The organism is Rhizobium leguminosarum (assembly GCF_019798305.1).
GTDB classification, from domain to species: Bacteria; Pseudomonadota; Alphaproteobacteria; order Rhizobiales; family Rhizobiaceae; genus Rhizobium; species Rhizobium leguminosarum_U.
In genome coordinates, this window is record NZ_JAAXDD010000004.1 from 259,110 (window position 1) to 271,924 (window position 12,815).

The window sequence follows — 12,815 nt, forward strand, 5'->3', positions numbered from 1 at the left end:
TAAAATGGCGCGTGCCTTTCTTTTCGTTCTGGATTCCTTCGGCATTGGCGGAGCGCCGGATGCGGCGGCCTATGGCGACGAAGGCGCTGATACGCTCGGCCATATCGCCGAGTTCTGCGCAGCCGGAGCCGGGGACCGCGCCGGATTGCGCGAAGGGCGGCTTTCCCTGCCCAACATGTCGGAACTCGGGCTGATGCATATCGCCCGGTCCGCTTCCGGCCGGTTTCCGGCCGGCATGCCCGTCCCGGAAAAGGTCTACGGTATTTACGGCGCCGCTACCGAAATCTCCCGTGGCAAGGATACGCCATCAGGTCATTGGGAGATCGCGGGAACCCCTGTCAGTTTCGATTGGGGTTATTTCCCGACAGAGGGCGACGCCTTTCCTCCAGAATTCATCGAGACATTGTGCAGGGAGGCTGATGTGCCCGGCATTCTCGGCAACTGCCATGCCTCGGGAACGGAGATCATCGCCCGGCTCGGCGAGGAGCATATCCGCACCGGCAAGCCGATCTGCTACACCTCCTCGGATTCGGTCTTCCAGGTCGCGGCGCACGAGGTGCATTTTGGCCTCGAGCGTCTGCTCGCCTTCTGCCGTTTGGCCCGGGGACTGCTCGATCCCTACAATATCGGCCGCGTCATTGCCCGGCCCTTTATCGGCCAGTCTACCTCGTCCTTCCAGCGCACCGGAAACCGGCGCGACTTCTCCGTGCTGCCGCCGGAGCCGACGCTGCTCGACCGGCTGATTGAGCATGGCCGGCATGTGCATGCCGTGGGAAAGATCGGCGACATCTTCGCGCATCAGGGCATTTCCAGGGTCATCAAGGCGAACGGCAACGCGGCGCTGATGGATGCGTCGCTCTCGGCGATCGACGAGGCTGAGGATGGCGATCTCGTTTTCACCAATTTCGTCGATTTCGACATGATCTACGGCCATCGCCGCGATGTGCCGGGTTATGCCGCGGCACTCGAAGCCTTCGATGCGCGCTTGCCCGAAGTCCACAAGAAACTGAAGCCCGGCGATCTCGTCGTACTGACCGCCGATCATGGCTGCGATCCGACCTGGCGCGGCACGGATCATACGCGCGAGCGCGTGCCGGTTATCGCCTATGGCCCCGGCATCCGGTCGCGTTCGATCGGCGTGCGCCGCAGCTATGCCGATATCGGTGAGAGCATCGCCCGGCATCTCGGCATCCCGGCCGGACCGCACGGAAGGAGTTTTCTGTGACATCGCATCTGAAGAAGGTCGAGCTGCACTGCCATCTGGAGGGTGCGGCCCCTCCAGCTCTGACCGCAGCGCAGGCGCGGAAATACGGCGTCGATATCAGCGCCGAGCTTCGCGACGGAGCCTATGTCTGGCACGATTTCGCAAGCTTCCTCGAATGTTACGACAAGGTTTCCGAGGTCTACAAGACCGAGGAAGACTATGCGCTTCTGACCGAAACCTATCTCGATGAACTCGCAGGCATCAATACGATCTACAGCGAGCTCATCGTTTCGCCCGACCACGGCGAGCGCATCGGGCTCAGCGCCGACGCCTATATATCCGGTGTCTGCGAGGGCATCCGGCGGGCCAAGGAAAAGAGCGGCATCGAGGCCCGGCTGATCGTCACCGGCGAGCGGCATTTCGGTCCGGAGAGTGTGATCGGTGCTGCCGAATATGCGGCAAAGGCCGGCAATCCTTTGATTACCGGCTTCAACCTTGCGGGTGAGGAACGCATGGGGCGCGTCGCCGATTATATCAGAGCCTTCGATATCGCCCGCGATGCCGGCCTCGGATTGACCATCCATGCCGGCGAGGTCTGCGGCGCCTTCAGCGTCGCCGACGCGCTCGACGCGGTGCGCCCCTCGCGCATCGGCCATGGGGTGCGCGCCATCGAGGATCTCGATCTGGTGAAGCGGCTTGCTGATCTCGGCACCGTGCTCGAGATCTGCCCGGGCTCCAATATCGCGCTGGGGGTCTTTCCCGATTTCGCCTCCCATCCGCTGCGCCATCTGAAGGAAGCAGGCGTGCGGGTGACGATCAGCTCAGACGATCCGCCGTTCTTCCATACCTCGCTCAAGCGAGAATACGAGCTTGCCGCCGGGGTTTTCGGCTTCGGCGACGCCGAGATCGACGCCATAACGCGCACTGCGATAGAGGCGGCCTTCGTCGACGATGAGACACGAAAGACTTTGCTCGCCCGGCTTTAAAAGACTTGAGAGACTGGGGAAGATCGACGCAAATTGACCGCCACTCTTGCGGTCAGGCCGATTTCCGTGAAAGAAACATCCGATAGAAAGAATGAAAGGCTTCCCCATGGACGGCGTCACGGTCATCGATCATCCGCTTGTGCAGCACAAGCTCACCATCATGCGGCGCAAGGAGACATCGACGGGAAGTTTCCGGCGCTTGCTGCGCGAAATCTCGACCCTGCTCTGCTACGAGGTGACCCGCGATCTCGAATTGACGATGGAAACGATCGAGACGCCGCTGCAGACGATGGAATCGCCGATCCTCGAGGGCAAGAAGCTGGTCTTCGCCTCGATCCTGCGTGCCGGCAACGGGCTGCTCGAAGGCATGCTCGATCTCGTGCCTTCCGCCCGCGTCTCGCATATCGGCGTCTACCGCGACCACGAGACGCTGCAGCCGGTAGAATATTATTTCAAGGCGCCGGAGGACGTGGCCGAGCGCCTGATCATCGTCGTCGACCCGATGCTTGCGACCGGCAATTCCTCGATCGCGGCGATCGACAAACTCAAGGAACGCGGCGCCCACAATATCCGCTTCCTCTGCCTGCTTGCCGCCCCGGAAGGCATCCGCAACTTCCGCGCCGCGCATCCCGATGTTCCGGTTTTCACCGCATCGATCGACAGTCATCTCAACGAGAAAGGCTACATCATGCCCGGCCTCGGCGATGCCGGCGACCGCATGTACGGCACCAAGTAATTTCAGCCTTCCTTTACCAAATCGAAAGACTTGAAGGCCCGGCGGTTCGCTCCGGGCCTTTTGTCATCTATCTTAGCAACTTATCAGCACTTGAGGTTTAGGAACCTGAAGCATGAGGCCCCGCATGAGGCGGGGTTTATACAGGAAGGATTTCTGTTTCATGCTCGTGCGCACCGTCCTATTCGCCAGCATCGCCGCGGTGCTCGCCACACAGGTGCCTTCCTTCTTCGGAAGCGCCAGCCAGCAACCTGCTGACGCTCTCTCCGCCAATTACGTATCGACCGAAAGCAATGAGCCCGCAGTACCCGCGCCCGTATCCGGCAGCAATGCGATCCGCCTGCAGGCCGATGCGCAGGGCCATTATATCGGCAGCTTCAAGATCAACGGCAAGCCGGTGCAGGGCCTGATCGATACCGGCGCCACCTATGTGGCGCTCAATGAGACCCTCGCCCGCCGACTGGGCTTCACGGCCAGCCAGCTCGATTTCCGCTATGGGGTGAACACCGCGAACGGCCAGACGAAGGCCGCGCATGTGACACTCGACCGGGTCGAAATCGGCGGTATTCGCGTGCGCGATGTCGAAGCCTTCGTCCTGAGGGACGATGCGCTGACGACGACGCTGGTCGGCATGAGCTTCCTGCAGAAGCTCGCCTCCTATTCCGTCGCCGACGGTTCGCTCAGCCTCAAGCAGTAAACCGCTTTAGACCAGCCCCGCAATCACCGGTGTCAACTCCGGCTTGTCGTCGGTGATGCGGTAGTGCGTGGCAAGTGCTGTCGCCGCCCTCTCCGCCGCGGTCTCGTCAGCAGCGTGAACGAGAGCGATCGGTTCGCCCGCTTTTACGCGGGTGCCGAGCGGCAGGAGTTCGGAAAAGCCGACGCGGTGGTCGATCCGGTCCGTCGGATGGCGTCTTCCGCCGCCGAGATCGATGACACTGACGCCGATACCGCGCGCATCGCAGGCGGCAAGCCAGCCGGACCGGGCGGCCGGGACAGGTTTTTCCACAGGTGCCCTGGCCAGATATCGGTCGGGGTTTTCGATGAGATCGGCCGGGCCGCCGAGCATCGATACCATGCGCGCGAAGACCTCTGCCGCCCTTCCCGATGACAGGGCTCGACGCGCCATCGCCTCGGCTTCATCAGACGAAGCGGCGATGCCGGATTTCACCAGCATTTCGGCAGCGAAAGCGAGAACGACGGTCTCAAGCCGCGTGTCCTTTTTTCTGCCCGCCAGGAAATCCAGGCAGTTCCGCATCTCGACGGCGTTGCCGGCACTATCGGCGAGCGGCTGGTTCATGTCGGTGATCAGGGCCGAGGTCTTCACGCCTGCGCCATTGGCCACCTCGACCAGCGACTGCGCCAGGATCTCCGCCTGGCCGCGGTCAGCCATGAAAGCGCCGTTGCCGACCTTGACGTCGAGCACCAGCGTCTCGAGCCCGGCCGCAAGTTTCTTCGAGAGGATAGAGGCGGTGATGAGGGGGATGGAATCGACCGTGGCGGTCACGTCGCGCACGGCATAGAGCCTGCCGTCGGCGGGCGCCAAGGTCCCGGTCTGACCGATGATGGCGCATCCCGCCTCCTTCACGACCTTGTGGAACAGGTCAGCATCCGGGGTGATCATATAGCCGGGAATGGATTCGAGCTTATCCAGCGTGCCACCGGTGTGGCCGAGGCCGCGCCCGGAGATCATCGGAACGGCGAGGCCGCAGGCAGCAGCGATCGGGGCCAGCATCAGCGAAACATTGTCGCCGACGCCGCCGGTCGAATGTTTGTCGGCAACCGGGCGGTCGATATCGGCCCATTGCAGCCTGTCGCCGGAATCGGCCATCGCCAGCGTCAGGGCCACGATTTCGGCGCGCGACATGCCCTTGAACCAGACGGCCATGGCGAACGCGCCGATCTGGCCTTCCGACAATTGGCCGGCAGCCAACGCAGCGATGAAGGAGCTGATATCGGCGGCGTCGAGTTCGTCGCCATCGCGCTTGCGCCGGATGATCTCCTGCGGGATCATTTCAATAGCTCGATGCTGCAGCCGGTGCCGACTGTGTTCCGCTCAGAACCGCCAGGATATCGTCGAGCAGGCTGGAAGCGCCGAAGCGGAACGTCGACGGCATCGCCCAGTCCGGCGTCATGATGGTTTCGGCAAGGCTCAGATAGAGGGCGGCATCAGCCACCGAGCCGATGCCGCCGGCCGGCTTGAAGCCGACTTTGCGGCCGCTCTCACGGATAGCGCGGATCATGATGTCGGCAGCTTCGAGCGTGGCGTTGACGGCGACCTTGCCGGTGGAGGTCTTGATGAAATCAGCACCAGCTTCGATAGCGAGTTCGGAGGCACGGCGGATCAATGCCGCATCCTTCAACTCGCCGGTCTCGATGATGACCTTCAGCAGGACGGGGCCGGTGCATTCGGCGCGCACGGCCTTGACCATGTCGGTCACCGCCTTCTCATTGCCGGCGAGAAGCTTGCGATAGGGGATGACCAGATCGATCTCATCGGCGCCATCGGCAATCGCCTCCCGCGCTTCGGCGGCGACATCGGCCACTTCCATATCGCCCGAGGGGAAGTTGACGACGGTCGCGATACGCAAGGCATGGCCGGTGCCGAGGATGTTGCGCGCCTGGGCGACGAACCGCGGCCAGATGCAGATCGCAGCGCTGTTGCCATAGGGCGTCTGTGCACGGGCGCAGAGCATCTCGATCTGCGCCTCGGTGCAATCGTCCTTCAAATTGGTGAGATCGAGGAGGGAAAGGGCGACAGCCGCCGTCTCCCGGTTGGAATGGCTATTCATCTTCGCTTCCTCTAGAACATGATGCCGAAAAGTGTGGGCGGTTTTCAAACGACATCATGCTTTAACTATTTAATGTAGAACAGGATTCAGATTTTAGGCCGACCCGGCCCAAAATCATCCTGTTCCAGCCGCAATCATGTCTTTCAAAATGGCGGCGAGACGGGCGCCGCCGATGGGCGCCATGTCCTTGGTTTCTTGATGGCTGAGCTCATTGCCGGTCATGCCTGCCCCATAGTTGGTGATAACGGAGGCGGCTGCAACCCTCAGGCCCAGCATTCTTGCGATGATCACCTCGGGCACCGTCGACATGCCGACGGCATCGGTGCCGAGGATGCGCGCCATGCGGATTTCGGCCGGCGTTTCGAAGCTTGGACCGGAGAACCACATATAGACGCCCTGCGCCAGCTCGATTTCAAGCTTTGCCGCTGCCCTTTGCATCGCCGCGGCAAGCCCCGCATCATAGGCATTGGTCATGCCGACGAATCGGTGATCGCTTTCCTCGCCGATCAGCGGGTTCATGCCGGAATAGTTGATGTGATCGGTGATCTGCATTACCGAACCGGGCGGCAGGTCGTCGCGCAGCGATCCGGCCGAATTGGTCAGAATCAGCGCTTCGACGCCGAGCGCCTTCAGCACCTCGATCGGCAGGCGCATGGCGTTGGCATCGCCCTTCTCGTAATAATGCACGCGGCCGGAGAGCATGATAACGGGCACGCCGCCGAGGCGGCCGGCGACGACTTCGCCCGCATGGCCGGAGACGGCGCTGACGGGAAAGCCCGGCAGGTCACGATAGGGAACACGCACGGCGTCATCGAGCTCACCAACGAGGGAGCCGAGACCGGAGCCGAGCACGATGCCGTGACGCGGCTTGATGCCCCCGAGCAGTGCGGCGAGCAGGCTGACCGTCGCCTTCATCCGAGTTCAGTCTCGAAGCTGAAGGGAAGAAGCTCTTCCATCGTCATGGTCTTCTTCACGCCCGCCTCATCGCAGAGGTATATCTTCGTTTCCTTGGAGGCGAATTCGGAGATCTTCTGGCGACAGCCGCCGCAGGGCGGGCAGAGCGGCAGTTTTTCGGCAATGACGGCCATTTCGACGATCTTCTTCGCGCCGCCCATGATCATGGCGCCGATCGCCGTCGGCTCGGCACACCATCCTTGCGGAAAGGAGAGATTTTCGATGTTGGCGCCGGTATAGACCTTACCGTCCTCGGCGCGGATCGCCGCGCCGACGGGGAATTTCGAATAGGGCGCATGAGCAAAAGCCATGGCGCCGCGGGCGGCTTCGAACAGGTCGTGAGACATTTCAACGCTCCTTCGTATAAGGCACGCCGCCGGCTTTCGGCGGGGTCGCAACGCCGATGAAGCCGGCAAGCAGGACGCAGGTCAGAACATAGGGCAGCGCCTGGAAGACCTGAACCGGCACTTCGCCGATCAGCGGCACATGCTTTCCCTGCATGAAATTTGCCAGCGCATCGAGGAAGCCGAAGAGCAGGCAGGCAAACATGACAGGTACCGGCTTCCACTTGGCAAAGACGAGAGCGGCAAGCGCGATGTAGCCCTTGCCGGCCGACATGTCCTTGATGAAGGCGGCAGACTGGGCGATCGCCAGATAGGTGCCGGCAAAGCCGCAGAAAATGCCGGCACACATGACGGCGCGGTAGCGCAGCCAGGCGACCGAGATACCGGCTGTATCGACCGCGCCCGGGTTTTCGCCGACGGCGCGCAGCCGCAGGCCGAAGCGTGTGCGGTAAAGCACCCACCAGGAAAACGGCACGGCGAGAAAGGCGAGATAGGTGAGGACATTGTTGCCCGATATGACATGGGCATAGATCGGGCCGATGATCGGTATGTCGCGGGCGGCATCGGCGCCCGGCAGGATGATCGGCGCGAAGCGCGACTCCGGCGACAGCTGCGGCGTGCGTCCGCCCTGGCCGAACCAGGCCTGACCGAGCACGATGGTGATGCCGGCGATGAAGAAGTTGATGGCGACGCCGGAGACGATCTGGTTGCCGCGATTGGTGATCGAGGCAAAACCATGCACCAGGCTCAGCGCCACCGAGCAAAGGATGCCGGCACCGAGGCCGAGCCAGGCCGAATCGGTGAGATAGGCAACGCAGGCGGCGGCAAAGGCCGATCCCAACATCTTGCCCTCGAGACCGATATCGAAGATGCCGGCGCGTTCCGAAAACAGACCGGCAAGGGCGGTGAAGATCAGCGGGATCGACAGGCGGATGGTCGAGCTCAGAACGCTGATGAAGATGTCATAATAATCCATCGCCCGCTCCTTAACCGCGCTTGAACTGTTGGTAGAGGCGCACCATCGCCGGCCGGAACATATATTCCAACGCGCCGGCAAAGAGGATCACCAGACCCTGGATGACGAGGATCATCTCGCGGGTGATGTTCGGCATTTCGAAGGAAACCCAGTCGCCGCCCTGGTAGAGGATGCCGAAGAGGATCGCCGCCACGATGATGCCGACCGGATGGTTGCGGCCCATCAGCGAGACAGCGATGCCGACGAAGCCGGCGCCGCCGACGAATTCCACCTGCAGGCGGGCCGACGAGCCCATGACGGGGTTCAGCGCCATCATGCCGGCAAGCGCGCCGGAGAGCAGCATGGCGATGATCACCGTGCGGGCATAGGGGATGCCGGCATAGGCCGCCGCCGTCGGGCTGACGCCCAGCGTGCGCATCTCGAAACCGAGCTTGGTGCGCCAGACAAGCAACCAGACGAGATAGCTGACGACGAGCGCAATGATGAAGGAGACGTTGAACGGGGCAGCCCCCAGCTTGGCGCCGAACAGCTGCATGACCCAGCCGAGCTTCGGCAATTGGCCACCGTCCAGGAAGGTGCGGGTTTCCGGCGCCATTTTGCCGGGCACGATCAGCACATGCACCAGGAGATACACCATGAGCGCTGCGCCGATATAATTGAACATGATCGTCGTGATGACGATGTGGCTGCCGCGTTTTGCCTGCAGCAAGGCCGGGATGAACGCCCAGGCTGCGCCGAACAGACCGGCGCCGACGACGGCGATCGGCATCGTTACATACCACGGTACGTAGCGATCGAGCGCCAGCGCCACCAGCGCGCAGCCGAGGCCGCCGACATAGGCCTGGCCTTCCGAGCCGATGTTGAAAAGGCCGGCATGGATCGCCACCGCGACGGAGAGGCCGGTGAAGATGAAGCTCGTGGCGTAATACAGCGTGAAGCCGATGCCCTCGCCATTGCCGAGCGCGCCCTGAATCAGCAGCGACAGCGCATCGAGCGGGCTCTCGCCGATCAGCCAGACGACGAAGCCGGAGATCAGGAAGGCGACGATGAGGTTCAAAATCGGGATGAGGCCGTAATTGATCCAATTTGGCAGCGGAACGGAAGCAGTGCTCATAAAGGCCTCATGCGGCAATGCCGGCCATCATCAGGCCGAGGGTCTGTTCACCGGCATCGGCAGTCTTCTCGCCGACGACATGGCCGGCAAACATGACAAGGATACGGTCTGAAAGGGAGCGGATCTCATCGAGTTCGACGGAGACGAGCAGGATCGCCTTGCCTGCGTCGCGCATCTCGATGATCCGGCGGTGGATGAATTCGATGGCGCCGATATCGACGCCGCGTGTCGGCTGGCCGATGATCAGCATCTTCGGATCGCGTTCGATCTCGCGGGCAACGACGATCTTCTGCTGGTTGCCGCCGGAGAAATTCGCCGTCTTCAGCCGCGGGTTCGGCGGGCGGATGTCGTATTTCTCGATCTTCTCCATCGCATCCTTGCGGATCGCTTCGAGATCGAGCAGCGGGCCTTTGCTGTAGGCTGGGCGGCGATGGTAACCGAGCACGGAATTTTCATATTCCTCGAATTTCAGCACCAGGCCCATATGGTGGCGGTCCTCTGGAATATGAGCGAGGCCGAGATCACGCAAGCGGGCGGGATCGGCCTTGTCGATCGTCTGGCCGTCAAGCAGGATTTCACCGGAGGTCGGCTTGCGGATGCCGGCAATCGCCTCCAGCAATTCGGACTGGCCATTGCCGGCGACACCGGCGATGCCGACGATCTCACCGGCGCGCACGTCGAAGGAGACGTTGTCGACCATGGTGACGCCGCGATTGTCCTTGACCGTGAGATTGCGGACGGACAGCACGGCTGCCCCAGGGTTCGCCTCGCCCTTCTGAACGCGCAGCAGCACGCGGCGGCCGACCATCAGTTCGGCGAGTTCCTCCACCGTCGTCTCCGCGGTCTTGCGGGTCGCGACCATTTCGCCGCGGCGCATGACCGAGACGGTATCGGTGATCGCCATGATCTCGCGCAGCTTGTGGGTGATGAGGATGATCGTCTTGCCCTGATCGCGCAGCACCTTGAGGATGCGGAAAAGGTGATCGGCTTCCGCCGGGGTCAAAACGCCTGTGGGCTCGTCGAGGATCAGGATCTCGGCACCGCGATACATGGCTTTCAAAATCTCGACACGCTGCTGCAGGCCGACCGGAAGCTCCTCGATCAGCGCGTCGGGATCGACCTCCAGAGCATATTCCGTTTCGAGCCGCTTGAGCTCGGCGCGCGCCGAGGCGACGCCCCTCGCGAGCAGCATGCCGCCTTCGGCGCCAAGCATGATGTTTTCGAGCACCGTGAAATTATCGACCAGCATGAAATGCTGGTGCACCATGCCGATGCCGGTGGCAATCGCCGCCTGGCTGTCACGGATGGTGACGGGATTGCCGTTGACGCGGATCTCGCCGCTGTCGGCATGGTAGAAACCGTAGATGATCGACATCAGGGTCGATTTGCCGGCGCCGTTTTCGCCGATGATGCCGTGGATCGTCCCCCTGGCAACGGTGAGGTTGATGTCCTTGTTGGCGTGGACGGCACCGAATTTCTTGTCGATGCCGACAAGCTCGATAGCGGGCTTATCTGTCACTGCAGGCTCCAAATAAGAAAAGGGCGTATGGCGAAAATCCCCTCCGCCATACGCCCGATCTCAATCGTCGATCACATTCGGGCGCGGATCACTTCGGGCAAGCGTTGTCCGAGGTGTAATCGTGAACCTTGACGGTTCCCGCGATGATATCGGCCCTGGCCTTGTCGACGGCAGCCTGCATTTCCGGCGTGATCAGCGACTTGTTGTGCTCATCGATCGCAGCGCCAACACCCTCTTCCTTGACGCCGAGCGCCTGGACGCCGCCGGTGAACTTGTCGTTCTTGGTGTCGTTGTAGGCGTTGTAGACGGCGAGGTCGACCCGCTTGACCATCGAGGTCAGGACCGAGCCCGGATGCAGATAATTCTGGTTGGAGTCGACGCCGATCGACAGCTTCTTGTTGTCGGCAGCCGTCTGCAGAACGCCGAGACCGGTGGCACCGGCTGCCGCATAGACGACGTCGGCGCCCTGGTCGATCTGGTTCTTGGTGAGCTCGCCGCCGCGGACCGGGTCGTTCCAGGCCGCACCCGTGGTGCCGGTCATGTTCTGGAAGACTTCGATATCGGCCTTGACGGAGCGTGCGCCCTGCTCGTAGCCGCATTCGAACTTGCGGATCAGCGGAATGTCCATGCCGCCGACGAAGCCGACCTTGCCTGACTTCGACGCCATGCCGGCGAGAACGCCGACGAGGTAGGAGCCTTCTTCTTCCTTGTAGACAACCGAGCGGACGTTCGGCTTGTCGACGACGGAGTCAACGATGATGAACTTGGTATCCGGGAATTCGGCTGCAACCTTCTCGATGGCCGAAGTCCAGGCGAAGGAAACGGCAACCACCGGATTGAAGCCACGGCTTGCGAAGTTGCGGATGGCCTGTTCGCCCTGGGTATCGCCCGTCGGCTCGAAGTCGCGATAGGCTATGCCGGTCTCGGCCTTGAACTTCTCGGCACCGTTATAGGCCGCCTCGTTGAAGGACTTATCGAACTTCCCGCCGGTGCCGTAAACCAGCGCCGGCTTGACATCGGCGGCAAGCGCCGTCGTCGACATGGCAGCCACGGCAAAGAGAGTGAGAAGGGATTTTTTCATTGTGCAGCCCTGTTGTTGCTATTCGTTAGGGGTCCTCCCGCAAGCCCTTTTCGGGCATGTCTGCGGAACCACCGACCTCCCCCCGGAGGCCTGGCTGCGCGCATCCTTGCATGGCTCACGGAAAAATTCACCAGAAATTTTTCAGCTGGTAAAGATTTGCAGCGATTGCCGAAAATCAGCTCTTCGGGGCTGATTTTTGGACATTCCTTGCATCAGAATGCGGATTTTCTAGCCAATTCGAGCGGCAAATATCGAATAGAAGAGCGGCCCATGCCCACCCCGATTTCTCGCCGGATCGTGCCGGCAGAACCACCTTGCTATGCGGTGAAGCGACCGGCCACCGGCGGCTTCTTGTAGCCGATCATCCACAGAAGCAGCGCGATCACCAGGAAAACGGCAAAGGCCGGCTGGAGCATCAGCCACTGGAAGATGAAGGTGTAGAAACGCGGGTGGATATAATAGGAAAGGGAGGATTGCAGCGACGTCAGGGTTGTCGGGCTCACATCCTGCCAGGCATCGGAGATCGGCGTCATCACCACGGAAGACGCCGCAACCGATTGGATCGAATCGATGGTCCCGGCAATAACGGCCGCCGCAAGCGCGACAAGACTCGCCAGACGCAACAGGAAACGCATCAATTCCTCCGACGCTCGATATGCCGGACAATTCCGGCCGGCCGCGCCATTCTCCACCTTAGAGAATTACATAGTCATCGATGAGGTGAAGCACAATGGAAGGGCCGAGGCGAGTTTTATCTGAAGAAGTCAAAAAACTGTTAGATTTCGGTTGATCGGCAAAAATTCATCGGTATATATCGCGCCGTTCCGACGATTTGCTCCTATCCGGGCGCGAACGCCAAAAAAGGACAGGTGGCCGAGTGGTTTAAGGCGCACGCCTGGAACGCGTGTGTACGTGAAAGCGTACCGTGGGTTCGAATCCCACCCTGTCCGCCATTTTTCGGTTAAAACCCCCGATCCTTCCTCCGCAAGGCCGTGCCAGCCTTCGTGACGATCTATTGTGTGTGACAGCAGCCTCAACGCCCCTGCCGAGATTCCCGGACTTGCAGATATTGGAATGCCCGGCGGCGGCTCAGCATGATCACGACTAGCGCGTCG

Annotated in this window: 13 protein-coding genes and 1 tRNA gene; 5 read left to right on the forward strand and 9 right to left on the reverse strand. The window is 61.6% G+C overall.

What is annotated here, in order from left to right; translation table 11 throughout:
• Positions 1-4 precede the first annotated feature (4 nt).
• The 4 genes from HFO99_RS09370 to HFO99_RS09385 all read left to right on the forward strand — a co-directional run bounded on the left by HFO99_RS09370 (position 5) and on the right by HFO99_RS09385 (position 3,620).
• Positions 5-1,225, forward strand: a complete 1,221-nt coding sequence (locus HFO99_RS09370) for a phosphopentomutase (RefSeq protein WP_222360784.1) — start codon at positions 5-7, stop codon at positions 1,223-1,225.
• Positions 1,222-2,190 (forward strand): adenosine deaminase, encoded by a 969-nt coding sequence (locus HFO99_RS09375; RefSeq protein WP_222360786.1) that lies wholly within the window; start codon positions 1,222-1,224, stop codon positions 2,188-2,190. Before HFO99_RS09370 ends, HFO99_RS09375 begins: the two co-directional genes overlap by 4 nt.
• Positions 2,191-2,296: 106 nt before the next feature.
• A complete protein-coding gene (gene upp / locus HFO99_RS09380; RefSeq protein ID WP_003544477.1) occupies positions 2,297-2,926 on the forward strand; it encodes a uracil phosphoribosyltransferase in 630 nt (209 codons plus the stop codon).
• A gap of 124 nt (positions 2,927-3,050) precedes the next feature.
• Positions 3,051-3,620: a TIGR02281 family clan AA aspartic protease gene (locus HFO99_RS09385; protein WP_222360788.1), complete on the forward strand. Its 570-nt coding sequence runs from the start codon at positions 3,051-3,053 to the stop codon at positions 3,618-3,620.
• Positions 3,621-3,626: 6 nt separating this feature from the next.
• Here HFO99_RS09385 and deoA read toward each other — a convergent pair whose 3' ends face one another.
• From deoA to HFO99_RS09430, 9 genes are all read right to left on the reverse strand, one after another.
• Complete coding sequence (deoA, locus tag HFO99_RS09390; RefSeq protein ID WP_222360790.1) at positions 3,627-4,934, reverse strand: thymidine phosphorylase; 1,308 nt, start codon at positions 4,932-4,934, stop codon at positions 3,627-3,629.
• Position 4,935: 1 nt separating this feature from the next.
• Entirely contained in the window at positions 4,936-5,712 is a 777-nt protein-coding gene (deoC, locus tag HFO99_RS09395; protein WP_222360792.1) for a deoxyribose-phosphate aldolase, read from the reverse strand.
• 114 nt (positions 5,713-5,826) lie between these two features.
• Positions 5,827-6,627, reverse strand: a complete 801-nt coding sequence (locus HFO99_RS09400; protein ID WP_222360793.1) for a purine-nucleoside phosphorylase — start codon at positions 6,625-6,627, stop codon at positions 5,827-5,829.
• Positions 6,624-7,013 carry a cytidine deaminase gene (locus tag HFO99_RS09405; protein WP_003544464.1) on the reverse strand — a complete coding sequence of 130 codons (390 nt, stop codon included), beginning with the start codon at positions 7,011-7,013 and terminating at the stop codon, positions 6,624-6,626. The genes HFO99_RS09400 and HFO99_RS09405 overlap by 4 nt, the downstream gene beginning before the upstream one ends.
• 1 nt (position 7,014) lies before the next feature.
• The gene (locus HFO99_RS09410) at positions 7,015-7,986 is read right to left on the reverse strand and encodes an ABC transporter permease (protein WP_222360795.1); all 972 of its coding nucleotides are present in this window, start codon (positions 7,984-7,986) and stop codon (positions 7,015-7,017) included.
• A gap of 10 nt (positions 7,987-7,996) precedes the next feature.
• On the reverse strand, positions 7,997-9,100 hold the full coding sequence (locus tag HFO99_RS09415; RefSeq protein ID WP_222360797.1) for an ABC transporter permease: 1,104 nt from the start codon (positions 9,098-9,100) through the stop codon (positions 7,997-7,999).
• A gap of 7 nt (positions 9,101-9,107) precedes the next feature.
• Positions 9,108-10,619, reverse strand: coding sequence for an ABC transporter ATP-binding protein (locus tag HFO99_RS09420; protein ID WP_222360799.1), 1,512 nt, complete (start codon positions 10,617-10,619; stop codon positions 9,108-9,110).
• 88 nt (positions 10,620-10,707) lie between these two features.
• Positions 10,708-11,700 carry a BMP family protein gene (locus tag HFO99_RS09425; RefSeq protein ID WP_064247499.1) on the reverse strand — a complete coding sequence of 331 codons (993 nt, stop codon included), beginning with the start codon at positions 11,698-11,700 and terminating at the stop codon, positions 10,708-10,710.
• Between the two features lie 317 nt (positions 11,701-12,017).
• Positions 12,018-12,335: a hypothetical protein gene (locus tag HFO99_RS09430; protein WP_018070333.1), complete on the reverse strand. Its 318-nt coding sequence runs from the start codon at positions 12,333-12,335 to the stop codon at positions 12,018-12,020.
• A 228-nt stretch (positions 12,336-12,563) separates the two neighbouring features.
• Between HFO99_RS09430 and HFO99_RS09435 the strand changes: the two genes are divergently transcribed.
• A tRNA-Ser gene (locus tag HFO99_RS09435) sits at positions 12,564-12,653 on the forward strand.
• The last annotated feature ends 162 nt before the right edge of the window (positions 12,654-12,815 follow it).

Bases quoted from the DNA above. Each gene is read 5' to 3' on its own strand.
- HFO99_RS09370 (WP_222360784.1), top strand. From the start codon at position 5: ATGGCGCGTGCCTTTCTTTTCGTTCTGGATTCCTTCGGCATTGGCGGA.
- upp (WP_003544477.1), top strand. From the start codon at position 2,297: ATGGACGGCGTCACGGTCATCGATCATCCGCTTGTGCAGCACAAGCTC.
- HFO99_RS09385 (WP_222360788.1), top strand. From the start codon at position 3,051: ATGAGGCGGGGTTTATACAGGAAGGATTTCTGTTTCATGCTCGTGCGC.
- deoA (WP_222360790.1), bottom strand. From the start codon at position 4,934: ATGATCCCGCAGGAGATCATCCGGCGCAAGCGCGATGGCGACGAACTC.
- deoC (WP_222360792.1), bottom strand. From the start codon at position 5,712: ATGAATAGCCATTCCAACCGGGAGACGGCGGCTGTCGCCCTTTCCCTC.
- HFO99_RS09400 (WP_222360793.1), bottom strand. From the start codon at position 6,627: ATGAAGGCGACGGTCAGCCTGCTCGCCGCACTGCTCGGGGGCATCAAG.
- HFO99_RS09405 (WP_003544464.1), bottom strand. From the start codon at position 7,013: ATGTCTCACGACCTGTTCGAAGCCGCCCGCGGCGCCATGGCTTTTGCT.
- HFO99_RS09410 (WP_222360795.1), bottom strand. From the start codon at position 7,986: ATGGATTATTATGACATCTTCATCAGCGTTCTGAGCTCGACCATCCGC.
- HFO99_RS09415 (WP_222360797.1), bottom strand. From the start codon at position 9,100: ATGAGCACTGCTTCCGTTCCGCTGCCAAATTGGATCAATTACGGCCTC.
- HFO99_RS09425 (WP_064247499.1), bottom strand. From the start codon at position 11,700: ATGAAAAAATCCCTTCTCACTCTCTTTGCCGTGGCTGCCATGTCGACG.
- HFO99_RS09430 (WP_018070333.1), bottom strand. From the start codon at position 12,335: ATGCGTTTCCTGTTGCGTCTGGCGAGTCTTGTCGCGCTTGCGGCGGCC.